Source organism: Aeromonas sp. PrichA-15 (assembly GCF_017939245.1).
Lineage (GTDB): Bacteria > Pseudomonadota > Gammaproteobacteria > Enterobacterales > Aeromonadaceae > Aeromonas > Aeromonas caviae.
Map to the genome: position 1 here is coordinate 1 of NZ_JAGKRH010000095.1, position 26,816 is coordinate 26,816.

General features: G+C 60.5%; 23 protein-coding genes and 4 pseudogenes. 3 read left to right on the plus strand and 24 right to left on the minus strand.

What is annotated here, in order from left to right; all coding sequences use genetic code 11:
* Positions 1–124: pseudogene (locus tag J9889_RS24135) on the plus strand (IS630 family transposase); the annotation flags it as partial.
* An 18-nt stretch (positions 125–142) separates the two neighbouring features.
* Here J9889_RS24135 and J9889_RS13235 read toward each other — a convergent pair.
* Positions 143–1,506 (minus strand): annotated as a pseudogene (locus tag J9889_RS13235) (MDR family MFS transporter).
* 164 nt (positions 1,507–1,670) lie between these two features.
* Here J9889_RS13235 and J9889_RS13240 point away from each other — a divergent pair.
* Positions 1,671–2,297: a beta-phosphoglucomutase family hydrolase gene (locus J9889_RS13240; RefSeq protein ID WP_042014544.1), complete on the plus strand. Its 627-nt coding sequence runs from the start codon at positions 1,671–1,673 to the stop codon at positions 2,295–2,297.
* A gap of 39 nt (positions 2,298–2,336) precedes the next feature.
* Here J9889_RS13240 and J9889_RS13245 read toward each other — a convergent pair whose 3' ends face one another.
* The 21 genes and pseudogenes from J9889_RS13245 to pilM (J9889_RS13345) all read right to left on the minus strand — a co-directional run.
* On the minus strand, positions 2,337–2,588 hold the full coding sequence (locus J9889_RS13245) for a hypothetical protein (protein WP_045525571.1): 252 nt from the start codon (positions 2,586–2,588) through the stop codon (positions 2,337–2,339).
* Between the two features lie 181 nt (positions 2,589–2,769).
* Entirely contained in the window at positions 2,770–3,567 is a 798-nt protein-coding gene (locus J9889_RS13250; RefSeq protein ID WP_039039589.1) for a DUF1338 domain-containing protein, read from the minus strand.
* 69 nt (positions 3,568–3,636) lie between these two features.
* Positions 3,637–5,106 carry a succinylglutamate-semialdehyde dehydrogenase gene (astD, locus tag J9889_RS13255; RefSeq protein ID WP_210556987.1) on the minus strand — a complete coding sequence of 490 codons (1,470 nt, stop codon included), beginning with the start codon at positions 5,104–5,106 and terminating at the stop codon, positions 3,637–3,639.
* A gap of 67 nt (positions 5,107–5,173) precedes the next feature.
* On the minus strand, positions 5,174–6,193 hold the full coding sequence (gene astA / locus J9889_RS13260) for an arginine N-succinyltransferase (protein WP_039039587.1): 1,020 nt from the start codon (positions 6,191–6,193) through the stop codon (positions 5,174–5,176).
* A gap of 75 nt (positions 6,194–6,268) precedes the next feature.
* Entirely contained in the window at positions 6,269–7,486 is a 1,218-nt protein-coding gene (locus tag J9889_RS13265) for an aspartate aminotransferase family protein (RefSeq protein ID WP_039039586.1), read from the minus strand.
* A 277-nt stretch (positions 7,487–7,763) separates the two neighbouring features.
* Positions 7,764–8,345 (minus strand): aminodeoxychorismate synthase component II, encoded by a 582-nt coding sequence (locus J9889_RS13270; RefSeq protein WP_039039585.1) that lies wholly within the window; start codon positions 8,343–8,345, stop codon positions 7,764–7,766.
* 321 nt (positions 8,346–8,666) lie between these two features.
* Complete coding sequence (locus tag J9889_RS13275) at positions 8,667–8,882, minus strand: hypothetical protein (protein WP_010673831.1); 216 nt, start codon at positions 8,880–8,882, stop codon at positions 8,667–8,669.
* Positions 8,883–9,001: 119 nt separating this feature from the next.
* A complete protein-coding gene (gene trpS, locus J9889_RS13280) occupies positions 9,002–10,006 on the minus strand; it encodes a tryptophan--tRNA ligase (protein WP_010673830.1) in 1,005 nt (334 codons plus the stop codon).
* A 39-nt stretch (positions 10,007–10,045) separates the two neighbouring features.
* Positions 10,046–10,711, minus strand: a complete 666-nt coding sequence (locus J9889_RS13285) for a phosphoglycolate phosphatase (protein WP_210556988.1) — start codon at positions 10,709–10,711, stop codon at positions 10,046–10,048.
* Positions 10,698–11,372 carry a ribulose-phosphate 3-epimerase gene (gene rpe, locus J9889_RS13290; protein ID WP_010673828.1) on the minus strand — a complete coding sequence of 225 codons (675 nt, stop codon included), beginning with the start codon at positions 11,370–11,372 and terminating at the stop codon, positions 10,698–10,700. Before rpe ends, J9889_RS13285 begins: the two co-directional genes overlap by 14 nt.
* A gap of 190 nt (positions 11,373–11,562) precedes the next feature.
* A complete protein-coding gene (locus tag J9889_RS13295) occupies positions 11,563–12,435 on the minus strand; it encodes a Dam family site-specific DNA-(adenine-N6)-methyltransferase (protein WP_029314124.1) in 873 nt (290 codons plus the stop codon).
* Positions 12,436–12,505: 70 nt separating this feature from the next.
* On the minus strand, positions 12,506–14,062 hold the full coding sequence (locus J9889_RS13300) for an SPOR domain-containing protein (RefSeq protein WP_210556989.1): 1,557 nt from the start codon (positions 14,060–14,062) through the stop codon (positions 12,506–12,508).
* On the minus strand, positions 14,052–15,134 hold the full coding sequence (gene aroB / locus J9889_RS13305) for a 3-dehydroquinate synthase (protein WP_039039582.1): 1,083 nt from the start codon (positions 15,132–15,134) through the stop codon (positions 14,052–14,054). The genes J9889_RS13300 and aroB overlap by 11 nt, the downstream gene beginning before the upstream one ends.
* 17 nt (positions 15,135–15,151) lie before the next feature.
* Positions 15,152–15,670 carry a shikimate kinase AroK gene (gene aroK / locus J9889_RS13310; RefSeq protein ID WP_010673824.1) on the minus strand — a complete coding sequence of 173 codons (519 nt, stop codon included), beginning with the start codon at positions 15,668–15,670 and terminating at the stop codon, positions 15,152–15,154.
* Positions 15,671–15,861: 191 nt separating this feature from the next.
* A complete protein-coding gene (locus J9889_RS13315; RefSeq protein ID WP_210556991.1) occupies positions 15,862–18,087 on the minus strand; it encodes a type IV pilus secretin PilQ family protein in 2,226 nt (741 codons plus the stop codon).
* 16 nt (positions 18,088–18,103) lie between these two features.
* Positions 18,104–18,631: a pilus assembly protein PilP gene (locus J9889_RS13320; protein WP_039039609.1), complete on the minus strand. Its 528-nt coding sequence runs from the start codon at positions 18,629–18,631 to the stop codon at positions 18,104–18,106.
* Positions 18,632–18,633: 2 nt separating this feature from the next.
* Positions 18,634–19,230, minus strand: a complete 597-nt coding sequence (gene tapO / locus J9889_RS13325) for a PilO family type IV pilus biogenesis protein TapO (RefSeq protein ID WP_041212566.1) — start codon at positions 19,228–19,230, stop codon at positions 18,634–18,636.
* Positions 19,227–19,796 (minus strand): PilN family type IV pilus biogenesis protein TapN, encoded by a 570-nt coding sequence (gene tapN, locus J9889_RS13330; RefSeq protein ID WP_010673820.1) that lies wholly within the window; start codon positions 19,794–19,796, stop codon positions 19,227–19,229. Before tapN ends, tapO begins: the two co-directional genes overlap by 4 nt.
* Positions 19,784–20,614 (minus strand): annotated as a pseudogene (pilM, locus tag J9889_RS13335) (type IV pilus assembly protein PilM); the annotation flags it as partial. The gene tapN and the pseudogene pilM (J9889_RS13335), both read right to left, overlap by 13 nt.
* Before the next feature lie 33 nt (positions 20,615–20,647).
* A protein-coding gene (locus tag J9889_RS13340) for an IS3-like element ISAeme20 family transposase (RefSeq protein WP_085943968.1) occupies positions 20,648–21,816 on the minus strand; the annotation gives its coding sequence in 2 pieces (ribosomal slippage) (positions 20,648–21,561 and positions 21,561–21,816; 1,170 coding nt in all).
* An 80-nt stretch (positions 21,817–21,896) separates the two neighbouring features.
* Positions 21,897–22,112: pseudogene (pilM, locus tag J9889_RS13345) on the minus strand (pilus assembly protein PilM); the annotation flags it as partial.
* Positions 22,113–22,410: 298 nt separating this feature from the next.
* On the opposite strand from pilM (J9889_RS13345), the gene J9889_RS13350 reads away from it, so the two are divergent.
* Positions 22,411–24,900, plus strand: coding sequence for a PBP1A family penicillin-binding protein (locus J9889_RS13350; RefSeq protein ID WP_010673818.1), 2,490 nt, complete (start codon positions 22,411–22,413; stop codon positions 24,898–24,900).
* A gap of 70 nt (positions 24,901–24,970) precedes the next feature.
* Here J9889_RS13350 and oxyR read toward each other — a convergent pair whose 3' ends face one another.
* Both oxyR and J9889_RS13360 read right to left on the minus strand, forming a co-directional pair.
* Positions 24,971–25,867 carry a DNA-binding transcriptional regulator OxyR gene (gene oxyR / locus J9889_RS13355; RefSeq protein WP_010673817.1) on the minus strand — a complete coding sequence of 299 codons (897 nt, stop codon included), beginning with the start codon at positions 25,865–25,867 and terminating at the stop codon, positions 24,971–24,973.
* 123 nt (positions 25,868–25,990) lie between these two features.
* Entirely contained in the window at positions 25,991–26,635 is a 645-nt protein-coding gene (locus J9889_RS13360; RefSeq protein WP_210556993.1) for a DsbA family protein, read from the minus strand.
* Positions 26,636–26,816: the final 181 nt, after the last annotated feature.

A 26,816-nucleotide genomic window follows, 5' to 3' on the forward strand; every position in this document is an offset into this window, starting at 1 on the left:
TAATCGCAGCTTCAAGGATTACGACGACATCCTTGATGCCTGCACATCGGCCTGGAAGCACTTTATTGCCGATGTGGAGCGGGTGATGTCACTTTGTAGCCGAGATTGGATAAAACTGACCTAATGTTTAATCCGATTGGTATCAGACGTGTTTGCTGGCCAGCTCGTGGCGCTTCAATGCCAGCAAGGTGACCAGCAGGGCGGCGGTGGCGATCAGCGCCATGCCGATATAGGTGGCGCTGAAACCGGGCGCCAGTTCGGCCGGGCTCAGGCTGGCCAGATTGGGGCTGCTGCCTGCTGGCAGGGCGGCATGGAACAACACGGCGCAGATGGCGACACCGACCGCCCCGCCCAGCTCCCGGCCGAAGTTGAACAGGGACATGCCGATGCCGCGATCTTCCCGCGGCAGGGCATTTTGCACCACCACCGACAGCGCCGGCAGCACCAGACCCAGCCCCAATCCGGCAAACCCCAGTCCCAGTCTGGCCCAGACGTCGAAGTGGATCTGCCACAGGGCCAGCGCTGCCAGGGCAAAACCTGCCACCACGAAACGCTTGTAGTGACCGGTGCGACCGATGAGCTTGCCGCCGACGAAGGCCCCCGCCGTGATGCAGACCATGAAGATCACCATGATCTCGCCACTGTCACTGGCGCTCATCCCCTTTTGCCACTGCATCTGCAACGGCAGGTAGACCAGCACGGCAAACATCAGCAACTGCGAGGCCAGCGCCAGCAGCACGCTCACCAGATAACCCGGCAGGCGCACCAGGTGGGCCGGCAGTATGGGGTCGTGCGCCCGCCGCTCAGTCAGGACGAGCAGCAACAAGGCCGCCCCCAGCGCAGCCGCGAGCCAGACGGCGGGCAAGGCCGCCTCCGGCGAGAGCAGCAACAGGGTGAGGGTGGTGACCGTGATGAGCAGTGCCGATCCCTTCCAGTCGAAGCGGCTGTGGCGACGCACATTGAGGTGACCCAGATTGCGGTTCACCAGCCAGAGGGCGATAGCGCCGAGCGGCAGATTGATCCAGAAGATCCAGCGCCAGCTGAGCTGCTCGGTAAAATAGCCACCGAGCAGCGGGCCTGCGATGCTGGAGACTGCATAGACCGCCGAGATATACCCCTGATACTTGCCCACCTCCCGTGGCGGAATACAGTCGGCGATCACGGTGAAGGCGAGCGCGATCAGCCCCCGCCCCCCAACCCTTGCAGCACACGGGCGGCCAGCAGGGTCGGCAGATCCTGGGCCAGGGCGCAGGCCACGGATCCAGCCAGAAACAGGCCGATACCGATGTTGAGCATGCGTACCCGGCCGAACATGTCGCTCAACTTGCCATAGATGGGCAGGGCTGCAGTGGCCGCCAGTAGATAGGCGGTCACGACCCAGGTGAGGGCGGCACCGGCGTTCAGCTCAACCCCTATGATGGGCAAGGGCGTGGTGACGATGCTCTTTTCCAGTGAGCCCAGGGCGATCACCAGGGCCACGCTCGAGAAGACGGTTTTGGGGGACATAGGCAGGCTCGCTCATATGAGATATCGGCACAGGGGGTGCAAGGCACATTATTGTCTCATATATCATTAGCCGATGGTCAAAACCACTGCCAACCATGATGAAGGTCGCGACATCTGCGCGCTGGATCTGCTAGGGTGAGTCTTTGCCGAAGAGGACGCCCCCCATGCCCCAGTCATCCCCCTGCGATCATCACCAGAGTGAACAGCCCCGATTCGACGAGTACGACGCCCTGATCTTCGACATGGATGGCACCCTGGTGGACTCCATGCCTCTGCACCTGGATGCCTGGGAAATCACCAGTGCCGAGTTCGGCCTGCCGTTTGATCGGGCACAGCTCAACGAGTACGGCGGCATCCCCACCCGCAAGATAGTGACCATGCTGGCAGAGCAGCACGGGATGACCATCGACGTGGAAGCCTTTGCCCGGCGCAAGGTGGCCCTCTACCTGGCACGGATCGACGACGTCCGGGTGTTTCCCGCCATGTGGGAGCTGGTCAGGCAGTACCACGGCAAGGTGCCCATGGGCATAGGCACCGGCTCAACCCGGGAACATGCGGCGCACATCCTGCGTCAGACCGGGCTCGATGCCTTCATCTCCGTGCTGGTGAGTGCCGATGATGTGGTCAATCACAAGCCCCACCCGGACACCTTCCTGAAAGTGGCCGAACAGCTCGGCGCCAACCCGGCCAACTGCCTGGTGTTTGAAGACACCCGGATAGGCATTCAGGCGGGCAAGGCCGCCGGCATGACCACCTTGCTGGCCACCGAAGGGACGCTGCAACGGGTGTGAGCGGTGCGGGCCCATCCTAACCGACGGGCCCGCACCAGCTTACTCGGCCTCATTCTCCCCCTCCTTCCCACCTGCCGGTACCGGGCCGTCCGGCCGCTCAAATCCCAGATCTGACATGCAGTTGTCAAATTCCGACTCCCCCGGTTTGCCATGCTCCCTGCAGCTCTCAAACGCCGCTTTCATCTCGGCCGACAGCTCGTGTGGAGGCTTGGGCGGGGTACGGCTGCCCTGATCGCCCGCTGCGGCGGTCAGAGTAGTGAGGGAAAACAGCAAAGGCAGAACAATCTTCATGGCATGACTCCAAAACGGGTGGCATACACCGGCACGGTGCGGCGATGGCCCACGGCAGCGGGCGGCATCATGCTAGCGAATCGCCGCGAACTGATGGGTCAAGGGGAGGTAAAGAGGGTGTCAGGTCGGCGTAAATCCATAAAAAAACGCCCCAGGCGGGGCGTTGTTTTCATGGCGGCCATTACATGGCGTTGGTGGATTCGAAGATCTTGTCCGCCGACGCTTCGACGAAGCCAGGGTAGAGCACGCCGTCGGCCTGCGGGTAGCGCAGGGCAAACTCGTAGAAGCAGCTCGGGATGGTGCGCACGCCGTCGCTGAAGGGCACCTCGGCCTTGTCTGCCATGGTGGAGGATTGCTCCAGCATCACCTCGGGATCGCCCTTCACCTCGCCGCCAACGGTGTTGAGCACGAAGCCTGCCGCCTTGAGCGCCGCATTCACCTGCTGGATGGTGTCGAAGTCCTTCAGGCGGTTGATGTTGACGGTGAAGTGGTTGGCACGATAACCCCAGGCGGCCATCCAGGCGGCATACTCGCTCTCTGCCAGCAGGGTCTGGTAGTCGGTGTGGGAGACCTGCCAGGGCGCGCCGGCGTAGAGGAAAGCCGGGGTGTCGGTGAGGTGATCGGGTACCTGATCCACCAGCTTGTGGATGATGGCCTGGGCACCTTCGGAGAGCTCTTCCACCTTCAGCTCGCTGATGAACACCTTGGGCGCATCAGGATCTTTATGCTCGAAGTGTTTGGCATAGAGCTTCTTGGCCTTGAACACATACTCGCCCTTCTCTTCGTACCCCAGGGCGCGGAAGTGGGCCGCCAGTTTCTCGAGACCGAGCTTGGGCAGGTTGTAGGTCCGAAACGCCACGTGATCGTTGATGATGGGGGCACCGCCTCCCAGCAGTTGATGAACCTTGTGAGCACTGGGGGTGACCTGAATGTAGTTGTCCCACAGATGGCCAAACAGGGTGTCGATATCCTTTTGCATCTCTCTTTCCTTTGATTGCGGGTACAGACAGGGGCACCTGTTCAGTGCCCCTCTTTTATTTTCTTGTTATCAGAAGGTCAGACCGGGAGACAGCTGATCCGGCATAGCAGCCTTGCTGTCTTCGACGGAGGCGACCGGGTAAGCACAGTAGTCGGCGGCGTAGTAGGCGCTCGCTCTGTGGTTGCCGGAGGCACCGATGCCGCCGAAGGGGGCGGCACTGGAGGCGCCGGTGATGGGCTTGTTCCAGTTGACGATACCGGCACGGATCCGCTTGAAGAAGTGGTTCCAGTCCGCTTCGTTGTCACCGAGCAGACCGGCCGAGAGACCGAAACTGGTGGCGTTCGCCTTCTCGATGGCCACATCGAAGTCGTCGTAGCGAATGAGCTGCAGCAGCGGGCCGAAGTACTCTTCATCCGGCAGCGCGCTGACCGCGGTCACGTCTATGATGCCCGGGGAGACAAAGCCGGTGCCCACTTCCAGGTGCTTGAGGGCAAGCAGGCTTTCACCACCTAGGCGCTGCAGGTTGGCTTGCGCCTCGACCATGCCGAGTGCGGCCTTCTCGCTGATCATAGCGCCCATGAACGGCTGCTCGGCGGCGTCATAGAGGCCGACCTTGATCTGGCCGACCACCTCCACCAGGCGCTTGACCAGGGCATCGCCCCGCTCGCCGCGCTCGACAAACAGACGGCGCGAGCAGGTGCAACGCTGGCCGGAGGTAATGAAGGCGGACTGCACGATGGCATGGACGGCGCCGTCGATGTCGCTCACATCTTTCACGATCAGCGGGTTGTTGCCACCCATCTCCAGTGCCAGGATCTTGCCCGGCTGGCCGGCAAACTGCTGATGCAGGAAGTGGCCGGTACGGGAGGAGCCGGTGAAGAAGAGGCCGTCGATGTCCGTATTGCCGGCCAGCGCCTTGCCGGTGTCGACCTCCCCCTGCACCAGGTTGAGCACCCCCTTGGGCAGCCCCGCCTCCTGCCACACCTTGACCATGGCTTCAGCCACCATGGGGGTCAGCTCGGAAGGCTTGAACACGACCGCATTGCCGGCGATGAGCGCTGGCACAATGTGGCCGTTGGGCAGGTGGCCCGGGAAGTTGTAGGGGCCGAACACGGCCACGACGCCATGGGGCTTGTGGCGCACGAACGCCTTGGCGCCCGGCATGGGGTTTTCCACCGTGCCGGTGCGCTCGTCATGGGCACGGATGGAGATGGCGATCTTGCCCTGCATGGCCGCCACTTCGGTGCGGGTCTCCCACAGCGGTTTGCCGGTTTCACGGGCGATGGTCAGGGCCAGCGCCTCCTTGTGCTCGCCGAGCAGGTCGGCATAGCGGCGCACGATGGTAAGGCGCTCTTCAAGGGCCAGATCGGACCAATGGTAGAAGGCCGTGCGGGCCGCCTTGACGGCCGCATCCACCTGGGACTGGCTTGCCGCCTCACCACGCCAGATCACCTCGTTTTTGGCCGGGTCGATGGATTCGAACGGCTTGCCTTCACCGGCCAGCCACTGGCCATCGATACACTGGACTAAAGACATCATCAATTCACTCCCTGTGGGTACGCAGGCCACCTCGGCAGCCTGTCTCAATGCTGTGCTGCGGGGCGGGTCAATCCAGATCGACGACGCGCACCATGTCGCCATTTTCCACCTTGAGGGCGGCCGCCATCTTGGGCGGAATGATGGCTTCGTGCTTGTCCAGATCGACCCGGATGTTGCCGTAGCAGGCGCGGTATTGCTCGAATCTGGTGTTGCAGATGAGGTAGGTATGGCCGCCGATGGGCTCACCCACCAGCACCGCCAGCTTCTGGCTGCGGCGCACGCTGCGAATGTTCTTCACCTCGCATTCGACGGTGGGGCCGGCGTCGAAGATGTCGACATAACCGCGATTCACGAACCCCTCATCCTGCAGCATCTTGAGGGCAGGCCGGGTCTTTTCGTGGGTCTTGCCGATGACGGCGCGCGCCTCGTTGCTTAGCAGATTGACGTAGATGGGGTACTTGGGCATCAGCTCGGCGATGAAGCGCTTCTTGCCGATGCCGGTCAGATAGTCGACGGTGGGAAAATCCATCGAGAAGAAATGTTTTTGCAGCCACTCGTAGAAGGGGCTGTGGCCGTTGCCATCGGAGACACCACGCATCTCGGCAAAGACGGTACTGTCAAACAGCTCGGGGTGTTCGGCCATGAACAGGAAACGGTGCTTGGAGAGCAGACGGCCGTTGAGCCCCTCGCGGGCGCATTCACGCAGAAACAGGGTGCAGAGCTCGGAATTGCCGGTGTAGTCGTTGGAGAGGGTGAGGGTTTCCACGACATTGTAGATGCCGAGCTTGGGAGAGGAGTGCACCACCTTGCCGATGTGATAGTTGTAAAACGCCTGGGACAGGCCGACCGCCGCGTCGATGGCGCAGGTACCGACCATCTCACCGGTCTCCAGATCCTCGGCCACGAAGAAATAGAGGCACTCGCCCTTGCCGGCGGGCTTGTCCAGGAAGGTCTGGGTCGAGGCATCGATCTTGCGTTGCAGCAGCTCGTCGTTGACCGGCAAGGATGTCATGCCGGTGCCGGATTCGATGGCACAGGTCTTGAGGCCGGCGAAGTCGCGCTGCTCGATAGGACGGATAACCAACATAAATGACAACTCCCTTTCATTGACGACAGGTGGGGTCCCGGCTCCTGCCGGGAGGGCTCCCCACCTCAATTTGGATCAGGCGTTGACCACCTGAGCGACCGCTTTCTCGAACCGGGCCAGCCCTTCCTTGATGTCCGCTTCCGGGATCACCAGGGAGGGGGCAAAACGCACCACGTTGGTACCGGCAACCAGCGCCATCAGGCCCTGATCGATGGAGGCGAGCAGGAAGTCGCGGGAGCGGCCCTTGAAGTCATCGTTGAGCACGGCGCCCAGCAGCAGGCCCTTGCCGCGCACTTCGCTGAAGCAGTGGTACTTGGCGTTGATGGCTTCCAGCCCTTCGCGGAACAGCTGCTCGCGCTGCTTGATGCCGCTCAGCACTGCCGGGGTGTTGACCACGTCGATCACCGCCTCGGCCACGGCACACGCCAGCGGGTTGCCGCCGTAGGTGGAGCCGTGAGTGCCCACTTTCAGGTGGGAGGCGATCTCGGTGGTGGTCAGCATGGCCCCGATGGGGAAGCCGCCGCCCAGCGCCTTGGCGCTGGTGAGGATGTCCGGGGTGATGCCCAGACCCATGTAGGCAAACAGCTCGCCGGTACGACCGACACCGGATTGCACCTCGTCATAAACCAGCAGGGCGTTGTGCTTGTCGCACAGCTCGCGCACCCCCTTGGCAAACTCGTCGGTGGGGCTGATGATGCCACCCTCGCCCTGCAGCGGCTCCATCACCACGGCGCAGGTGTTGTCGGAGATGACGGCAGCCAGCTCCTCCAGGTTGTTGTAGGCGACGTGGGTGATGTCGGCAGGCTTGGGACCGAAGCCATCGGAGTAGGCAGCCTGGCCGCCGACGCTGACGGTAAAGAAGGTACGGCCGTGGAAGCCCTGGTGGAAGGCGATGATCTGGGTCTTGTGGGCCCCGAACTTCTCGATGGCGTAGCGGCGGGCCAGCTTGAGGGCCGCTTCGTTCGCTTCGGCGCCGGAGTTGCAGAAATAGACCTTCTCGGCGAAGGTGGCGGCGACCAGTTTCTTGGCCAGGCGCAGGGCCGGCTCGTTGGTCATCACGTTGGAGAGGTGCCACAGCTTCTCACCCTGGGATTTCAGGGCCTCGACCAGTTTGGGATGGCAATGGCCCAGGCCATTGACCGCGATCCCGCCCGCGAAATCCACATACTCGCGGCCTTCCTGATCCCAGACACGTGACCCCTCGCCGCGCACCGGGATGATTTTGGCCGGCGCATAGTTGGGAACCATCACTTCATCAAACACTTCACGTGTCACTGCCAACAACTCTGACATATTGCTCTCCTGCTATCTCGCGGCAGAATAATCCACCGCCCAAAAGTTAAATCCGTGTAAACGTGGCGGAATTATCACAGAAAAAAAGTAAAAAGTCTGTAACTTAACCGCCTATAAGGAACAATGTTCGATTGCCTTTGAGATTTTAGGCAACCGCATTGCATAACGGCTCAGGGGGTGTTGGCAAGAGATAATTTGGACAGGGAGGAGGGTGAATAAAGTCTCAGGGAAATTTTTTTTGCCTCATGACGGTTTTGAGACAGACATCGCAATTTTTTCAGGAAACGGCCAAAAAGTTGGCCAGCAACTGGTGCCCCTGTTCGCTCAGAATACTCTCCGGATGGAACTGCACTCCCTCCAGCGCCAGCGTTTTATGCCGCAGCCCCATGATCTCGTCCAGGCTGCCGTCGGCATGTTCGCTCCAGGCGGTGACCTCGAAACAGTCGGGGAGCGACGCCGCCTCCACCACCAGTGAATGATAGCGGGTCACCCGCAGCGGGTTGTTGAGCCCCTTGAACACCCCCTCCCCTTTGTGACGGATGAGAGATGTCTTGCCGTGCATCACCTGACGGGCACGCACCACCCGGGCACCAAAGGCCTGTGCCAGGGACTGATGGCCGAGACAGACGCCGAGGATGGGGATCTCGCCGGCAAAACGGGAGATGGCGGCCAAAGAGATGCCCGCCTCGTTTGGCGTGCAGGGGCCCGGAGAGATAACCAGATGGCGGGGGGCAAGCCGGGCTATCTCCTCCAGGCTCAGCTCATCGTTGCGCCTGACCACCACCTCTTGCCCCAGAGCGCCGAAGTATTGCACCAGGTTCCAGGTAAAAGAGTCGTAGTTGTCGATGAGTAGCAGCATGCAAACACCCTGGGAATAAGACAGAGACGGTGATCGGACAGCCCGTTGCGAGGGCGGGCAGACAAACGCCGCGCATTCTGGCATGTCTCTTTGCGTTAATAAACCGGCGATCACCTCACCTGCTGTGCAGTCTGTTCGCTCTTCAATGGCGATCCGGGCCTGTCGACCCCACCCGGCGGTGGGCCTGTCCCCGACCAGGCAGCATCAGCCGCTCCATGTCAGGATGGCAAGGTAAAAGAGACGGGAGGCGACCGGGAAAAGGGCAAAGGTCGTGACAGGCAGATGGGAAGGAGTCACCTTGGCAAGGGCTGACAACGGACCTCAGCGGTCCAGATAGCGGCCCTGTTCCAGTTCCCGTTCCCGCTGGCACTCGGCCAGATAGATGGCAGCCGCGATGGCCGGGGTCTTGTGGTGCTTGTCGATGGCGTTGGAGACCATCAACTGCAAGGTATTGAGGCTCTTGGCCTTGCGAAACTTGCGCAGCCAGTGACCCTTGTCACCCAACTCTTCACTCAGGGTTTGTGATTCGACAGACATGCTTTCTCTTGGGGCAAAGCCCGTGTTTGACATTGGGGAGGTTGCGACAAACCGGAAGGTGTAAAACAAAGAAAGCCAGGCATCCACCCAGCTCTCTTCTACTACACCTTCCCAGTATGTCAGGCTCGAGGAACGAAGCCGACGACATCATATACGCTGATCAGGGTTTTTTCAGCCCTTTCACGCGCCTTTTGTGCGCCAGCGGCCAAAATGGCCTGCAGATGGGCCTCATCCTGACGCAGCTCGCGGAAGCGCGCCTGGATGGGTTCCAGCAAGGCGACCACGGCATCGGCCGTTTCACTCTTGAGGTGGCCGTACATCTTGCCTTCGAAGTGCTGCTCCAGCTCCGGGATGGAGCGGCCGGTCACACCGGACATCAGGGTCAGCAGATTGGAGACCCCCGGCTTGTTTTCGGGATCAAAACGCACCACGGCCGGCTCGTCCGAGTCGGTCATCGCCCGCTTGATCTTCTTGACGATCTGCTTGGGATCTTCCAGCAAGCCGATGAAGTTGGCCTCGTTGTCGTCGGACTTGGACATCTTCTTGGTCGGGTCCTGCAGGCTCATCACCCGGGCCCCTTCGGTCGGAATGAAGGGTTCCGGCAGGGTGAAGACTTCGCCATAGAGGTTGTTGAAGCGGGTGCAGATGTCGCGGGTCAGCTCCAGATGCTGCTTCTGGTCATTGCCAACCGGCACCTGATTGGCCTGATAAAGCAGAATGTCGGCCGCCATCAGCACCGGATAACCGAACAGGCCGACGTTGACGTTGTTCTCGAAACGGGCGGACTTGTCCTTGAACTGGGTCATGCGCGACAGCTCGCCCATCTGGGTGTAGCAGTTCAGGATCCAGCCGAGCTCGGCGTGCTGGGGCACGTGGGACTGGATGAAGACGGTGCTCTTGGCCGGGTCGATGCCCACCGCCAGATAGAGGGCGGCTGCGTCGAGGCACGCCTTGCGCAAGGCGGCCGGATCCTGGCGGGTGGTGATGGCGTGCAGATCGACGATGCAATAGAGGCAGTCGAAGTCATCCTGCATGCTGACCCACTGACGCAGGGCTCCCATGTAGTTGCCGATGGTCAGCTGGCCCGAGGGTTGGGCACCGCTCAATACGATTGGTTTAGTCATCAGAGTAGTAATCCTTGTTATCCGCCAGCCCGGTCTGGATCAGACCAGCAGGGCGTCGAGTTCGGCAAACTGCTCGCAAACCCAGTCGGGGCGGGAGTCTGCGATAGGGCGGCCATAGTTGTAGCCATAGGTGAGCCCCACCACCTTCATGCCGGCGGCCTGGGCGGCCAGCACGTCATTTTCGGAATCCCCCACCATCAAGGTGCGGGACGGGCTGACACCCAGCTCGTGGCAGGCGTGCAACAGCGGCTCCGGGCTCGGCTTCTTGACGGGTACGCAGTTGCCCCCGAGCCAGAGTGCGAAACAGTCGCTGATGCCGAGGGCCTCCAGAATGGGCTGCACGAAGTGGCTCGGTTTGTTGGTCACCACGGCTTGCTGGTAACCCAGCCCCTGCAGACGGCGCAGGCTACGGGCCACTCCGTCATACATGGCCAGGCCTTCCAGCAGACAGGCCTGATAGTGACGATCGAACAGGGGGCGGGCCTTGGCAAACTGCTCCGGGGCGTCGCGGTAATCGAGAGCCCGCTGGATCAGCTTGTCGGCGCCGTTGCCGACCCAGGTACGCACCACGGCCTCGTCGGCCTCGGTCAACCCCAGATCCGCCAGGGTACGGTTGACCGCCAGCGCCAGTTGCGGGGCGCTGTCAATCAGGGTGCCATCCAGATCGAACAGCACCAGGTCAAAGGGGCGATCAGCGACGGACATGGGCAAGCTCCGCGCGCATCTGGTCGATCACCGCCTTGTAATCCGGCTTGCCGAAGATGGCAGAGCCCGCCACAAACATGTCGGCACCCGCCTCGGCAATCTCGCGAATGTTGTCGACCTTGACGCCGCCATCGATTTCCAGGCGAATGTCGCGGCCGCTCTCGTCGATCAGGCGGCGCACCTGGCGCAGCTTGTCGAGGGTGCCGGGGATGAAGCTCTGACCGCCAAAGCCCGGGTTGACCGACATCAGCAGGATCACGTCCAGCTTGTCCATCACGTACTCCAGGCAGGTGAGCGGGGTCGCGGGGTTCAGCACCAGACCAGCCTGGCAACCCTGCTCCTTGATGAGGCCCAGGGTGCGATCCACGTGATCGGAGGCTTCCGGGTGGAAGGTGATCAGGCTGGCACCGGCCTTGGCAAAATCAGGCACGATGCGATCCACCGGCTTGACCATCAGGTGCACGTCGATGAGCGCTTCGATACCGTAATCGCGCAGCGCCTGACAGACCATGGGGCCTATGGTCAGGTTGGGGACATAATGGTTGTCCATCACATCGAAATGGACCACGTCGGCCCCGGCGGCCAGCACCTTGGCCACATCCTCACCCAGACGGGCAAAGTCGGCGGAGAGGATAGAGGGGGCAATCAGAAAGTCTTTCATCAGCGTCATCCATTGGCAGCGTGGCAGAAAAAACGGCGCAATTTTATCGCAAAAGGGCGATGAAAACGACCCGCATCTACAGAACACGCCGCTCCGGCACCATGGCTGGCAAACGATGCCAGGCGCGGCTCACGGAATACCAGCGGCAGCATCAGAAATGACAACGGCCCCCTCAGGGACCGTTGTTCACTCAGCCGACGGCAACCAGCTCCGCCTCGCCGGGATAATAGCCCTGTTCGGGCTCGATGCCGGGCGGGTAGAGCGCCAGCAGCTCGGCCACCTTGTTGCGACCACCGCCGTTGCGGCTGATGGTACGCTTGACCAGGATCTCGTCGAGCCGGGCGCCACGATAGAGCTCGCGGGTCAACTCGATGTCATGGTTGCTGATGAGCACGGGCACCCCTTTATGGGCGGCGGTGTGGCGAGCCAGCCTGGCCAGCAGCGCCTGATCGTCCAGGGTGAAACCGCCTGCCGAATAGGTGGTGAAACTCGCCGTGGTGGAGAGGGGGGCATAGGGCGGATCGCAGTAGATCACCCAGTCTTCCTCTGCACGGGCCATGGCGTCGGCATAGCTTTCGCAGATGAACGTCGCCTTCTGCGCCTTCTCGGCAAACGCCCACAGCTCTTTCTCCGGGAAGTAGGGTTTCTTGTAGGAACCGAAGGGAACGTTGAACCCCCCCTTCTTGTTGTAACGGCACAAGCCGTTGAAACCATGGCGATTCAAAAACAGGAACAACTGAGCCCGTTCAAACCCGGCCGCGGTCTGGTTGAACTGGGTACGCAGCCGATAATAGGCGGTCTTGTGGTTGTGCTCGGCCACGAACAGCTTGCGGGCCTCGCTGATGAAGCTGTCCGGCTGCTGCTTGAGGTGGTTGTAGAGGCCAATGAGATCCGGATTGATGTCGTTGAGCACATAAGCGTCGTAATCCGTGTTGAGAAACACGGATCCCGCCCCGACGAAGGGCTCCAGCAACACACGCCCGGCCGGCAAACGCTCGGCGATCTCTTCGACCAGGGAGTATTTTCCCCCGGCCCATTTTAAAAACGCGCGTGTTTTTTTCATGGAAGTCCGGTGTTGACAAGGCTATGCCCAAAAAAGGGGGGTGATTCTACCCCCTTCTTCGGGTGGCTGGCTATTGCTTCAATTCTTTTTGTATCTGGGCGAATGACTTGGGCCAGGGTTGTCCCTTCAGCAAGGCAGGTGACAGCTTGCGAATGGCCGCCTTGGCCTGGGCACTGCTGGCGTAGTCTCCCTGCACCACCACATACCAGGGACTGCCACGGAAGCGGGTCTTGTAAACCCACACCTTGCCCGCCAAGCCATGCTCGGCCACAAAGCTGTCTACCGCCTTGGTGTTGCTCGCCCCCATCAACTGGATGCTGTAGTGATTCTTCGGCTTCTTGTTGAGAGTCGCCACCGGCGTCAACGCCACCTTGGCAGCCGGGGCCACGACCGGCGTTGTCTGCGCACCACTGGCCGGTTGAGCCTCTGTCCGGGCCGGGACACTGTTCGGGGCCGGATTCTTGACCTGGGCCGTCGTTCCGGTCGGGACCGCACGGGAACCGCTCCCCACCAGCTCATCCACCACGGCCGTGGGCAAGGCGCCGCTGACGTTCGGCTGGTTCATCAATTTCTCGACCACTTCGTCGGAGATGACGACCCGGCGCCCCTCATAGTTGGTTGACTCCGTGGTGACCGTCTCGCTCTCGACCTTCTTGGGCAAGGGCTTGGCATCGGACTGCCAATCGCGGGCAACCTGATTCCCTGACGGGATGGCAGCGGCGCCACTGCTCGCCTGAGTATTCAAGGCCCCGCTCGCCGCACCGACGTTCACAGGATCGCTTGAGACGGGATCGGGCAACGCCGTCCCCTGGGACGGTGCCTGGGCGGGGTCCTGGCCTGTACTGTCGAACAGGGGCAGATAGCTCAGGGCCAGCAACCCGCCCGCCACCAGGGCAAGCACGATCGCTATCTTCTTGACGGGCAACTCGGCCTGACGTTTCTTGGGCCTTCTGTCGGTCATGGTATCCTCCAGTAACTGCATGATGGCTGACGGATGTCCGCCCGCCTCATTCAGGATCTCTTCCACTTTCGGCTTGGGCAAGAGGGCTGTCGGGATCTTGAGCTCTTTGGCCTTCTCATACAAGAAGATACGTTGCTCAGGAGCGCTCAGTGGCGCGACTTCCAGCTCGAGGGCTGGCATGGCCCGTCCCTTGAGGAGCGCCTTCTGGTTGCGACACCAGGCGTCATCACCCGAGAGCAGGATGGCCAGTTTATGAGGAGATGCCAGGGTATCGTTGTGACGACAGAGCGCCCACAACTCCCCCACCAGCTCGGCAGGCAAGGTATCGGCACGTTCGATGATGAGCAGCAGTCTGGCAGGCTTGTCACCCACCATGCGAAAGAAGCTGTCCGCCAGGGCATCCTGCGCGTTGAACAGGGGACGTGCCACCACCTGCTGCAACAGCAACTGGCGCACATCCGCCATCTTCATGGACGGGCTGCCGATGAGGCTGGCCACCCGCACCGCATCGGGCAGTTGGGCAAGCAGCGACTCGCACAGTGTGCCACGGCCACTGCCTGGCTTGCCGGAGAGAAAAACAAAGGGGTGGTTGAACTCGATCAGGTGCAGCAGCCGGTCAACCAACTGCCGCTGAGAAGGCAGTTTGAGCAATTTATTAGTGGTCACGACCAGACTCGATCACCGCCATCAATTGCTCGTCTGTCACATCGGCCACGACCTGGGCCTGTCCGATCCCGATCGGCAGCACCAGCCTCAGTTTGCCTTCCAGCACCTTCTTGTCACGGCGCATATGGCGAATGAAGGCGGCAAAATCCATATCGGACGGTGCCTTGACCGGCAAATCGGCGGCCAACAGCAGATCGCGGACTCGTGCCACCTCTTGCGCCGTCATGTCGCCACGGGCCAGGGCCGTCTCGGCTGCCAGCATGGTTCCCGCCGCCACGGCTTCACCGTGCAGCCAGTTGCCGTAACCCTTCTCCGCCTCGATGGCATGGCCGAAGGTATGTCCCAGGTTCAGCAAGGCGCGCACGCCGTGCTCGGTCTCGTCCTGACCGACCACATCGGCCTTGATCTCGCAGCAGCGGCGAATGGCATAGGAGAGTGCATCACCGTCGAGGCGCTGCAGGCGGGTCATGTTGGTTTCAAGCCAGGAGAAGAAGGCGGCATCCCAGATGATGCCGTATTTGATCACCTCGGCCATGCCGGCGGCAAATTCCCGGGCAGGCAGGGTCTTGAGGCAGTCGGTATCGATGATCACATGCTTGGGCTGATAGAAGGCACCCACCATGTTCTTGCCGAGAGGATGGTTGACGGCGGTCTTGCCGCCGACGGAAGAGTCAACCTGGGAGAGCAGCGTGGTAGGCACCTGAATAAACGGAATGCCTCGTTGGTAGCTTGCCGCAGCAAAGCCGACAACATCACCTATCACACCGCCCCCCAGAGCGATCAGAGTGGTATCACGACCATGGCTGGTTTCCAGCAGAGCAGACATGATCCGCTCGAAGGTCGCCAGGGTTTTGTAGGCCTCGCCATCGGGCAGGATCAGGTGTTCCACCTGAAAACCGGACAGCAACTGAATGATCTGTTCAAGATACAGGGGCGCGACCACGGTATTGGTCACTATCATGACCCGCTTGCCCTTGATCGTCTGCGCCAGTACCTCGGGGCGTTGCAGCAGACCGGCAGCTATCTCTATCGGGTAGCTGCGTTCACCCAGTTCGACCTTCAACCTTTCCATGGACGTCCTCTAATGAATTACATACCAATCAACTTGACGATTTGATTAGCGACAACTTTGGCACTCTGGTCATCCGTCTGGATGACAAAATCGGCAACCTCTTCGTACAGGGCGTTGCGCTCTTGCGCAAGACGCTCAAGCACTTCACGGGGCGGCTCTTCGGTTTGCAGCAAGGGACGACGCTTGTCTCTCTGGGTTCGCGCCAATTGCTTTTCAATGGTGGTTTCGAGGTAGACCACGATGCCGCGTGCGGAGAGTTTGTTGCGGGTTTCACGGCTCTTGATGGCACCGCCACCCGTTGCCAGCACGATACCCTGCTGTTCGGCGAGTTCACCGATCACCTTCTCTTCGCGGATCCGGAAGCCTTCTTCGCCTTCAACATCGAACACCCAGCCGATATCGGCACCACTGCGGCGCTCAATCTCATGATCTGAGTCGAAAAACTCCATGTGCAGTTGTTCTGCCAGATGTCTACCTATGGTGCTCTTGCCCGCACCCATGGGACCTATCAGGAAAATATTGCGTTTCTCAGCCATGTCTTTTCGTTAGTAATTACAAACTGTATGGCCCCGGTAAACACTCGACCGGGGTACCTATGAACCTTATCTTGCGATGGATCAGGAGGGGGATTATCTCAGTAGAAACCAGGACTGGCAACCGCAGCCCTTACGCCCCAGCCTCATCGGGGCGTAAGGTTATATGTGTTTTACTCTCACAAGTAAAGTTTTCAGAGGGCGTCGGTCACTATCCTCGGGGTCACGAAGATCAGCAGTTCACGCTTCTTGTTTTCACTGGTGGTTTTCTTGAACAGATAGCCCAACCCGGGGATATCCCCCAGCAGCGGCACCTTGCTGACATCGCTCTTGATGGTCTGTTGATAGATGCCGCCAAGCACCAGAGTTTCACCGTTGTTGACCAACACCTGGGTGGTGATGGACTGGGCGTTGATGGACACCGCATCCCCGGTCCCGGTCGGCACGGTTTCCCCTTTGGTATCCTGAGTCACGGTCAAGTCCAGGATCACCCTGTTGTCCGGGGTGATCTGCGGTGTGACCTTGAGGCTCAGCACCGCCTTCTTGAAGGTGACCGAGGTCGCCCCGCTCGAAGAGGACTCCACATAGGGGATCTCGGTCCCCTGCTCGATCAGGGCCGGCTTCTGGTTGGCCGTGGTGACACGCGGACTGGCGATGATCTCGGCCTTGCTCTCCTTTTCCAGAGCCGAGAGCTCAAGATCCAGCAGGGTGCCATTGGCAAGACGGGCAACCTGGAACGCCAGGGTGCCGGCCGCGTTGGTCACCGGCAGGTTGACGTTGAGTCTGTCTTCTACGTTGGGACGAGTGATGGTGGAACTGCCATCATTGTTTCCGGCGCCATCATTACCCTCTATGGTGCCCGAGGTGCCGTTGCCATGACCGTCTGTCTTGGTCACACCCCAGCGCACCCCCAGTGCCTCATCGAAACCATCATCAATGGTCACCATGCGCGCCTCGATCACCACCTGCTTGACCGGGATATCGAGGATATCCAGCATCCGCTTGACGTTGCTGATGACATCCGCCGTGTCCTTGACCACCAGCACATTGGTACGTTCATCCACGCTGACCGCCCCTCTGGGGGAGAGCAGCTTGGTACTCTCGGAGGAGAGCAGGGCCGCCACTTCCGATGCCTTGGCATAGTTGATCTGCAGATACTCGGTGTAGAGGGGAGCGAGATCCGCCACCTGGTTGCGGCTCTCCATCTGCTGTTTCTCGCGAGCGGCAATCTCGTCAGCCGGTGCCACCAGCAGGATGTTGTTGTCCAGCCGTTTGTCCAGCCCTCTGACCTTGAGAATGATGTCCAGCGCCTGCTCCCAGGGCACGCCATCGAGACGCAGCGTGATGTTGCCGGAAACCGAGTCCGTGGTCACCAGGTTCAAATTGTTGAAATCGGCGATGATCTGCAACACGGTACGAACAGGAATATCCTGGAAGTTCAATGAGATGGGCTTGCCCTGGTACTGCTTCGCCGCCGTGGTGGCCACCCGTTTTTTCACCTCGATGATGAACATCTTGTCGGCCTGATCGTAACGGTAGTCAAACTGGCCGTTCACAGAGAGCTCGAACAGGGTGTCATTGCCCTGGCGGAACACTTCCACCTGGGAGACAGGGGTAGCAAAGTCCTGCACATTGATGAGGTTGAGCTGATCATCAGGCACCCGGGTACCGTGGAACTTGGCCAGCACTTTCTGACCACGGCTGCTGACATCCACCGCCGCCGAACTGTTGTCCAGCGTCACGAGGAACTCCCCCTGCCCCTCCTTGCCACGGCGAAAATCCACGCCCTTGACCGAGTTGAAGTAGGCGCCCCCCATGTTTGCCTGAGACACGGACAACACCGGCTTGCCGGGGGCAACGGGCGAAGGAGCCACAGTAGGCGTGGCAGCCACGGCAGGCTGAGCCTGATATTGGGACTGGTTCTGGGCAACTCGCTGGGTGTCAATCAATGCAGACTGAGTCACCGGCTGGCTTCTGACGAGCGCAGACTGGCTGGCTGCAACAGGCGCCGCTGAGGAAGCGACCGGCTGCCCTGCCTTGTCTCCCAGCGCCACCAGCAATTTATTGCCCTGCTGATGGACCTGATAGGGGGTGAGCTGATCGAGGGCGATCTTGATGTCGAGCCCCTGCGCCTTCCCCTCCACCAGGAGGTTGTTCACCCCTTGCTGCTTGATGGGCAGCGGATTGACCGTCAGGGCACCGATGGCCCCGGGTACGTGCAGCAGAAGCTGATTGGGTTCATAGGTCAACCTGTCCGTAAAACCGCTGACCGGTTCGCTGAAGCTGAGCTCCAGCAGGAGTTGATCGGCCAGCAGGGGATTCACCTTGACCTCCTGCAACGCGGGTACTGCCCACACCTGAGTGCATCCGCCCAGCCACAGCAGCGCCACACCGGTCATCCTTCTTATTGTTGTTCTCATCTCTGCTCATCCCTGATCATAGTTTTGCGTCGAGATTGGCCATGGCCAGCTGGGTTTCTCGGGTGACCCAGCATCCTTTGCCATCCGGTACCGTCTCCATCAAGTCAACATGCGTGTTCGTTATCTTGATGACCCTGCCCTGATCCAGCCCCATGTGCTGATTGAGCCCGACGCGCACGGCTTGCCCGTCCGGGGTTTTGATCAATGCCCACAACTGCCCCTGCTTGCCGATGGAGCCTTTCATGCTCAGGCTGGCAAGCGAGTAGCGTTCCAGCACCTCCTTTTCCCGATTGGCCACTATCTGGGCACAGTCCGGCTTGGCCTTGGCGTCCAGCCTGGAACTGGTTTCCGGCTGGGGTGCAATGAACGGACTGCGCTGATCGCTGCGTTGATAGACCATGGGAGAGAAGGGCTTTATCTCCGGCAAAGGTTCGATCGGTACCGGCTTTCTGGCCTTGGTCTGTTTGACATATTCATCCATGTCCTCCTGTCCCCCACAGGCCGTCAACAGCAGCGCCGACAAGAGAAGTACGCCCGCTCTCATGCTCATGGCTTTTTCTCCACGGTTTTGCCGTTGTACTTGTAGGTCTTGGCCTGCATGGACATACCGATCAGCTCCCCCCCCTTCCCCTGGCTGAGCTGGAAAGAATCCAGGATCACGATGCGCGGCAAAGCAGCCATGTCCGCCGTGAACTTGCCAAGTTCGTGATAGGTGCCCACGACCTCGATGCGCATGGGCAGCTCGGTGGAGAACTCGTGTTTCACCTCTGGCTCCCAGTTGATCCTGTTCAATGTCAAACCGTTGTCGGTGGCAATGAAGCTGATGTCATCCAGCAAACCGGCGACTTCGTGGGTGTTGGGCAGCTGTTTGAGCTGGGTGTCGACCAGATGTTCCAGCTGGACCATCTGCTTTCTGTATGCTTCCAGGTTCGCGGCCAGCATGGCCTTGCTCTCGAATTGTCCCTTGAGCTCAGTCTCTTTTGCGGCTTCACGACCCAGGGCCGCCAGGGAATTGGCAATCACGTAGTAATAGAGTGCCCCGCCAAGCAGAGCACAGCAGAAGAAGACAAAGATGCCCTTGGCGATCGGCGGCCAGCGGGCAATGTCATTGAGATCCAGGTCGTTGAGTTGTTGCAGGTTCATTTTTGCCCCTTAGCCGCGTTGGGTAGCGCCGTGGCAATCTGGAACATCATGGAGAACTGGCTCAGGGCGATGGGGGCCACCTCGGCCGTGAAAATGGTGCTGAGCTGGGATTGTGTCAGCCAGCCGGAACCGTCGATTCGGCGCATCATGCTGGCTACCCTGCCATAGGCTTCGGTCTTTCCCTTCACGTCTATCTTGTTGTTTTGCAGAGCAAGGCTATCAAGATACACCCCATTGGGGACCAGCACCGGCAGCTGATTGAACAGACGCACAGGGATGTTGCGGCGCATCTGCAACTGCTCGATGAGTTGCATGCGGTCAATCAACTCCTTGCGCCGCTCCTTGAGAAGCCTGATCTCCCCAAGCTGGGTGTCCAGGGTTGCCATCTCCTGCTGCAACCGCTGATTGCGCTGCTGCTGGTAACCGATCTGCTGCTGCACCAGCCAGTCTGCGGCAAAGGCGATGGCTGCCGTCCCCGCCAGGAACAGACCGAACAGGATGCCGAATTGTTTCTTCTGACGCTGCGCCCGAGCCTGCCGCCAGGGCAGAAGGTTTATATTTGACATGGTGTGAAGCTCCTCAGTGCCAGCCCGAGCGCCGTCATGTACTTGGCCCCATGAGTCAGCCCCCCCTCTCCCTGCGGCTTGCCAAAGAGTGCAAAGGGATCGGGATGCAACACCTCGCAGTTGAGCTCGCTGCCGATTTGTCCGGCCAGCCCCGGCAGCAGGCTCCCCCCTCCGGTCAGCACCAGCCTGGAGAGCTCCTTGTTCCCTGAGGAGCTGCAAAACAGCTGCACGTTGCGCCGTATCTGCAACACCAGGGTGCTGAGGTGAGGCAACAGGACATCCACCTCATGATCCGCAGGCAGGGAGCCCTGGAGCTTGGCCAGTTCCGCTTCTTCCATACTCATGCTGTAAAAAGAGGCCAATGCCTGGCTGTATTGATCACCACCAAAATTCTGCAACCGAGAATAGATGACCTGGCCCCGTAGCAGGGCGGCGAAAGTCAGGGCGCTGGCACCGATGTCGACGATGCCAACCGGTTTCTCCGAGGTTTGCAGGTCGGGCAGGCAGGCCAGCACGGCGCGTCCGAGCGCATGGGCCCCCACATCCACCACCATGGTCGTCATGCCTGCCTCCGTCAGGGCACTGACCCGGCCACTGACGCTCTCGGTCCGCGCGGCACTGAGCAGGACCTCCTGACGCCCGTTGTCGCCCGCCATGCCGAGGATTTCAAAATCCAGGCTCACTTCATCGAGGGGAAAGGGGATGAGCTGCTCAGCCTCCAGGTGAACCTGGTTCTCCAGCTCGCTCTCGTTGATGTTGGTATCGACCTGAATGATCTTGGTGATGACGTTGGAACCGGTCACGGCCGTGGCCACGTTTGAGGTGTCCTGACAAGATCGGACAGTCCCGGATCAAGCAGCCTGAGCAGTTCTCCAATACCTCTTGTTAAACTCCGCCGGGCTGACATTGCCAAGTCGTGAATGCCGACGCTGGCGGTTGTAAAAAATCTCTATGTATTCCTGAATCGCTGCCTTGGCCTCCGCTCTCGTCTCGAATCTATGGTGGTGAACCAGTTCATTTTTAAGAGACCCCCAGAAGCTTTCTATCGGGGCATTGTCGAAGCAGTTCCCCTTGCGTGACATGGAGGTCTGCATGCCAAATTGTACCTGGAGAGCCCGGTAAGCCTTGGCACAGTACTGACTGCCCCGGTCTGTGTGATGAATAAGCCCAACGGGTGGCCTCTTCTGCTGCACAGCCCGAAACAGCGCCTGACTGACCAACCCGGTGGTCATTCGCTCTCCCATCGCATAACCCACTATCTCACAGGTAAACACATCCTTGAGACCAGCCAGATAAAGCCAGCCTTCGTCGGTGGCAATATAGGTGATATCACCGGTCCAGACTTCGTTGGGCTTCGTCGGCGCAAAGACCTGACCAAGGAGATTCTCCGCCACGGGCAGGGAATGAGCAGAATGGGTTGTCGCCTTGAATTTGCGCTTTTGTTTGCAAGACAACCCCATTTCACGGCGCAATCGCCCAATCCGGTCCCGCCCAGCGTAAAATCCTTCGGCGGCCAACTCAGCTTGTAAACGCGATGCGCCATAGGTCTGGCGCGTCTTGCTGTGAGCAGCCCGAATGGCGACCTTGAGTCGTTCATCTTCTTGTTGGCGCTGTGACGGTGGACGCTGGCGCCAGTGGTAGAAGCCCGCACGAGAGACCTCCAGCACACGACAGATAACGGAAATGGGATAGATATCCTGTTGGTTGGCTATCCACGCGTACTTGGCAGTGACTCCTGAGCAAAGTACGCGGCGGCCTTTTTTATGATGTCGCGCTCCATGTTGGCTTGTGCGAGAGCTTTGCGTAGCCGGGCCACTTCAGCCTCCAGCTCGGCGACAGAACGCGCTCCGGGAATGGCCGATGTATCCTTTCCTCCTTTGGCTGCGACCACCCAGTTGCTCAGTGTGCCTTTGGCAATACCCAACCTTCTGGCGGCTTCAGCTTGGCCAAGGCCTTGCTCCAACACCAGTCGAACCGCCTCTGCCCGAAACTCTGGTGAATAGTGTTCTCTCGATTTCATTCAATACCCCCGATTGTCTCATCGTAACAATCGGGACTGTCTGTGAAAATCAGGATACCTCAGTTCTGGCAATCCCCTTGCACGAGCCGCTTGAGCGATTTGAGGGACTGACTGACCCGTTCAATGTCCTGAAGTTGATAGTCGACCAGCGTTCCTCTTGGCATGGGGATCTCGGCAACCGAACCGAGGTGCACCTTGCCGGGACGTCCGCTGATGGTGACGGCCTTGATGGTTTGACTGCCAAAATCAATGCCCGCCATGGAGACGAGGGATCCCTTACTTAATAGCCCAAACATATACACATCCATGCGTTATTGGGTTTTCGGACTTATTGTAGGACAGCGCGTCATGATGTGACGGCTTAACTCAATATAATGCTCTATCTATCAATGTCATAAAGTTTGTGTCAAAAGTTGACGCCCCTCTCCTTTCGGCCTTGATTGCCGCCCCCTTGGTAATTGTGCCCTGGAGTGCTACCCTCCCGCCTCTTCTCGGGGTCGCCTGTTTGCGGAGAGGAAAACCTCGAATCCGCGAGGGTAAAAAGGCTATACTCTGCGCCCGTTGGCTAATTTTAAGACGATTGGTAGTTCTTCCATGCTGAAATGGCTCGTTCGCCTGTTTATTGTCATGATGCTGGGTGCTGTGCTGGGCGTTGCCAGCCTCATCGGCATCTACTTCTACATCAAGCCCCAGTTGCCGGACGTCAGCGCCCTGCGCGATGTCAAACTGGCTACCCCCATGAAGGTCTACAGCCGGGACGGGGAATTGATCTCCCAGTTTGGCGAAATTCGTCGCATCCCCCTGCGGCTGGACGAAATTCCCCAGTCCATGATCGATGCCGTACTCGCCACCGAAGATGCCCGCTTCTATGAGCACCCGGGCATAGATCCCATCGGCATCATCCGTGCCGCCACCGTCTGGGCCGTCTCCGGCCAGGCGCGCCAGGGCGCCAGTACCATTACCCAGCAGGTGGCCCGCAACTTCTTCCTGAGCAACGAGAAGACCCTGGTACGCAAGATCAAGGAAGTGTTCCTCGCCTGGCGCATCGAGCAGAACCTCTCCAAGGACGAGATCCTCACCCTCTATCTCAACAAGATCCCCCTCGGCTACCGGGCATTCGGGGTCGGCGCGGCCGCCCAGGTTTACTTCGGCAAGGAGGTCAAGGATCTGACCCTGGACGAGATCGCCATCATCGCGGGTCTCCCCAAGGCACCCTCCATGCTGAACCCGATCCGTTCCCCGGAGCGCGCCTTCGCCCGCCGCAACGTGGTACTGGGTCGCATGCTGGAAACCGGCAAAATCACCCAGGCCCAGTATGACGAAGCCTCCAAGATGCCGGTCAAGGCCCGTTTTCATGGTGCCGAGACCACGCTGAACGCCCCCTATCTGAGCGAGATGGTGCGCCAGAAGATGGTGGAGCAGTTTGGTGAAGATGCCTACACCATGGGGCTGCACGTCTACACCACCGTCACCGCCAAGCGTCAACGCGCCGCCCATCAGGCGCTGCTGGATGGTGTCTTCGACTACGACACCCGCCACGGCTACCGTGGCCCGACCGCCTTGCTGTGGAAAGCCGGTGAAACGGCCTGGGACTACGAGCAGATCATGGCCCATCTGGCCAAGCAGCCGACCTATCAGCCCCTGATGGCCGCCGTGGTCACCCAGCTCGGCGACAAGAGCGCCACCCTGGTGCTCAAGAATGGCAAACAGGCCGAACTGGGCTGGAATGGCATCAAGTGGGCGCGTGCCTTCATCACCGACGATCGCCAGGGCTTTGCCCCGAAATCGGCGCGGGATGTACTCAAAGTCGGCGCCCAGATCTGGGTCAGGGAGAAAGGGGAAGAGTTGCTGCTCTCCCAGATCCCCGACGTCAACGCCGCCCTGGTGGCCATGAACCCGCAAGACGGCGCCATCGAGGCCCTGGTCGGCGGCTTCAGCTTCGAGCTCTCCAAGTTCAACCGGGTCGATCAGGCCCGTCGTCAGGTCGGCTCCAACATCAAGCCTTTCCTCTATGCCACCGCGCTGGAGCAGGGCTATACCCTGGCGTCCCTCATCAACGATGCACCGATCAACCAGTGGGATCCTGCCAAGGGCCCCATGTGGCAGCCCAAGAACTCGCCCGCCATCTATGAAGGGCCGACCACATTGCGCCTCGGCCTTGCCAAGTCCAAGAACGTGATGTCGGTCCGCCTGATGCGCGCCATCGGGCTGGATACCTATATCGACGGCCTGACCCGCTTCGGCTTCGCCCGTGATCACATTTCCGCCAACGAATCCCTGGCGCTGGGTGCGGCGGAGTTCACCCCGCTGGAAGTGGTGCGCGGCTACTCGGTGCTGGCCAATGGCGGCTTCCAGGTCACCCCCTACTTCATTACCGAAGTGACTGACAGCTTCGGCACCCCCCTGTTCGAGGCCAACCCGGCCGCCGCCTGCCGCGACTGCGGCGTGCTGGCCGCCGCCGGTCTCGACAGCGCGGATGCCTATGCCAATACCACAGCAGACTGGAAGGCCCAGTGCCCCATCGATCCTGTCGTGCCCAACAACATGGCACCGCAGACCATCAGTGCCCAGAGCGCCTTCCTCATCACCGACACCCTGACCACCGCCATCTGGGGTGGCAATGGCTGGCGTGGTACCGGCTGGCGGGCAGCCCGTGACCTCAAGCGTCACGACATCTCGGGCAAAACGGGGACCACCAACGAATCCCGGGATGCCTGGTTCTCCGGCTATACCCCAAATCTGGTGGCCACCTCCTGGATCGGTTTTGACAACCACCAGCGCGGTCTGGGCCGGGCCGAGTTTGGCGGCGGTGCCGCCCAGCCCATCTGGATTGACTTCATGAAGACGGCTCTGCAACAGGTGCCCGAGCGCAAGATGCCGGTCCCCGAAGGGATCATGCAGGTCCGCATCGATCGTGAAACCGGTCTGCTGACCAATCGCGCCGATGGCAGCACCACGGAGGAGTTCTTCAAAGAGGGCACAGAGCCCACCCGCTACGCGAGCCAGATCTCCGATGGCAACCAGGTGTATGGCGGTGACGATGCGACCACAGACGGTCCCGTCTCCACCGACGACATCTTCTAGGTCCCCCTGGAAACAACAAAAACCGGCGCCCAGGCGCCGGTTTTTGTTTCGGGATGACGAGCGGGCTGCGTCAGCCCAGCAGGGCTTTCATCAGACTCGAGATGCGGGCCGCCAGCTCATTGAAGCAGGGGCGGCGCACCGAGTAGTGACGATAGAGCAGGGAGATGGTGCGCCCCGGCACGGGGTTGATAACCGGGCGATAGCTGACGCCCCCCTCCTCCGGGTTGGCGGGCACGGCGAGCCTGGGCACCAGCGTCATGCCGCTGCCGGCGGCGACCATGTTGCGCAAGGTCTCCAGACTGGTACCCTTGAAGCGCTGATCCTCACCGATGCCCGCGGCAAAACAGAAACCCATCGCCTGATCCCGCAGGCAGTGACCGTCGGCCAGCATCAGCAATTTCTTGCCCTTGAGATTGTGCAGGGGCACCGCCTTGGCGCTCGCCTCCGGGTGATGCTGGGGCACGGCCAGCCACATGGGCTCCTGATAGAGGGGGATGGCGCCAAACCCCTCCATCCCTTCCAGCTCCGCCAGCACGAGGCAATCCAGCTCCCCCTCCTCCAGCCGCTTGAGCAGCACCTGGGTCTGATCTTCGTAGAGGTAGAACTCCAGCTTGGGGAAGTGTTCACGTAGATCCTGGATGATGTGGGGCAGCAGGTAGGGGCCCACGGTGGGAATGAAACCGATGTGGATCTCGCCGGACATGGGCTCGGCGAAGTGCTGGCCTATGCTCTTGAGCTCTCGCGCCTCTTTGAGCACCTTGCGCGCCTGACGGGCCATGGCATCGCCGGCCGGGGTAAACAACACCTTGCGGGAGGTGCGCTCGATGAGGATCACTCCCAGTTCATCTTCCAGCTTGCGCAGCTGGCCACTCAGGGTCGGCTGGCTGACAAAGCAGCGCTCCGCGGCCTTGCGAAAGTGTTTCTCCTCTTCCAGCGCTACCAGATATTCGAGATCGCGAAGGTTCATAGGTACTGCATCCTGCCGTTCAATGAGGCCGATAGCATGCACAAGAACGGTGCGGGGGACAAGGGAGGCGCGCAGACGGGTCTGCCCTCTCCTTTGACAAGCCACAGGCGATGGGCGAGAGACTCACCCCATCAGGGAGGTGATGTGATCCGCGAACGCCGATGGCTCTCCCAGATAGGAGGAGACAGGCAGCGCAACGACGCGCTCCCCTTGCATCAATCCCAGGGTCGGGAACCCCTGCCCGCCGAGCCGGCCCAGCCACGCCTGGCTTGTGGCCAGATGGCCCACAAGATCGACCCGTCCAAAGGCCAGGGCGAATGCCTCCGGTGTCAGCTCCTGCTCCCGCGCGAGCGCCGCCAGCCGCGTCGGGGAACCGACCCATTCCCCATCCCGGTAGTGGGTCTCCTGGATGCGGTGCAACAAGGCAAGGCCGTCGCCGCCAAGCTCGCTCACCGCCAGCACTGCGCGTATGGGCGGCTCGGAGTCGAGGAGCAGCGACTCGTTGAGCAGGAGCTCGTTGAAATAGCGCTCACCAAAGCGCTGTCCGGTGAGGGCGTGGATGCGCTCGTCATGGGGGCGCACATAGTCCCGCAGGGGCTGGCCCATGGCCTGGCGCCTGGCGCCCATCCAGAGGCCCCCCCCATGCAGTTCGATGCGAAGGCCCGGGATCTCGGCAGCGGCTTTCAGCAGGGGGGCGGCGCCATAGCACCAGCCACAGAGGGGGTCATAGACATAATGGAGGGTTGTTTGCGCTTCGTTCATCATCATTCTCGCTTCAAGGCTGGATAAAAAACCGGGCCCTCGGGCCTAATGCCGATCAGTTAAGGATCCATTGACCGATCCTCAGGCTGTGTAAGAATCCGAAACTCCTTGTTGGGTTTCGGATTTTTTTATGCGTATCGACCAAGCTCTCGACTTCATTCACGCCTGTCCTCCCGGAAAGTTTGAG

Coding starts and splice junctions, on each gene's coding strand:
- aroK (WP_010673824.1), bottom strand. CDS start 15,670: ATGGCTGAGAAACGCAATATTTTCCTGATAGGTCCCATGGGTGCGGGC.
- astA (WP_039039587.1), bottom strand. CDS start 6,193: ATGTTGGTTATCCGTCCTATCGAGCAGCGCGACTTCGCCGGCCTCAAG.
- J9889_RS13350 (WP_010673818.1), top strand. CDS start 22,411: ATGCTGAAATGGCTCGTTCGCCTGTTTATTGTCATGATGCTGGGTGCT.
- tapN (WP_010673820.1), bottom strand. CDS start 19,796: ATGTCAAATATAAACCTTCTGCCCTGGCGGCAGGCTCGGGCGCAGCGT.
- J9889_RS13245 (WP_045525571.1), bottom strand. CDS start 2,588: ATGAAGATTGTTCTGCCTTTGCTGTTTTCCCTCACTACTCTGACCGCC.
- J9889_RS13265 (WP_039039586.1), bottom strand. CDS start 7,486: ATGTCAGAGTTGTTGGCAGTGACACGTGAAGTGTTTGATGAAGTGATG.
- J9889_RS13285 (WP_210556988.1), bottom strand. CDS start 10,711: ATGTCCGTCGCTGATCGCCCCTTTGACCTGGTGCTGTTCGATCTGGAT.
- J9889_RS13320 (WP_039039609.1), bottom strand. CDS start 18,631: ATGAGAGCGGGCGTACTTCTCTTGTCGGCGCTGCTGTTGACGGCCTGT.
- J9889_RS13275 (WP_010673831.1), bottom strand. CDS start 8,882: ATGTCTGTCGAATCACAAACCCTGAGTGAAGAGTTGGGTGACAAGGGT.
- oxyR (WP_010673817.1), bottom strand. CDS start 25,867: ATGAACCTTCGCGATCTCGAATATCTGGTAGCGCTGGAAGAGGAGAAA.
- J9889_RS13240 (WP_042014544.1), top strand. CDS start 1,671: ATGCCCCAGTCATCCCCCTGCGATCATCACCAGAGTGAACAGCCCCGA.
- trpS (WP_010673830.1), bottom strand. CDS start 10,006: ATGACTAAACCAATCGTATTGAGCGGTGCCCAACCCTCGGGCCAGCTG.
- rpe (WP_010673828.1), bottom strand. CDS start 11,372: ATGAAAGACTTTCTGATTGCCCCCTCTATCCTCTCCGCCGACTTTGCC.
- tapO (WP_041212566.1), bottom strand. CDS start 19,230: ATGAACCTGCAACAACTCAACGACCTGGATCTCAATGACATTGCCCGC.
- J9889_RS13315 (WP_210556991.1), bottom strand. CDS start 18,087: ATGAGAACAACAATAAGAAGGATGACCGGTGTGGCGCTGCTGTGGCTG.
- J9889_RS13360 (WP_210556993.1), bottom strand. CDS start 26,635: ATGATGATGAACGAAGCGCAAACAACCCTCCATTATGTCTATGACCCC.
- J9889_RS13295 (WP_029314124.1), bottom strand. CDS start 12,435: ATGAAAAAAACACGCGCGTTTTTAAAATGGGCCGGGGGAAAATACTCC.
- J9889_RS13250 (WP_039039589.1), bottom strand. CDS start 3,567: ATGCAAAAGGATATCGACACCCTGTTTGGCCATCTGTGGGACAACTAC.
- aroB (WP_039039582.1), bottom strand. CDS start 15,134: ATGGAAAGGTTGAAGGTCGAACTGGGTGAACGCAGCTACCCGATAGAG.
- astD (WP_210556987.1), bottom strand. CDS start 5,106: ATGATGTCTTTAGTCCAGTGTATCGATGGCCAGTGGCTGGCCGGTGAA.
- J9889_RS13270 (WP_039039585.1), bottom strand. CDS start 8,345: ATGCTGCTACTCATCGACAACTACGACTCTTTTACCTGGAACCTGGTG.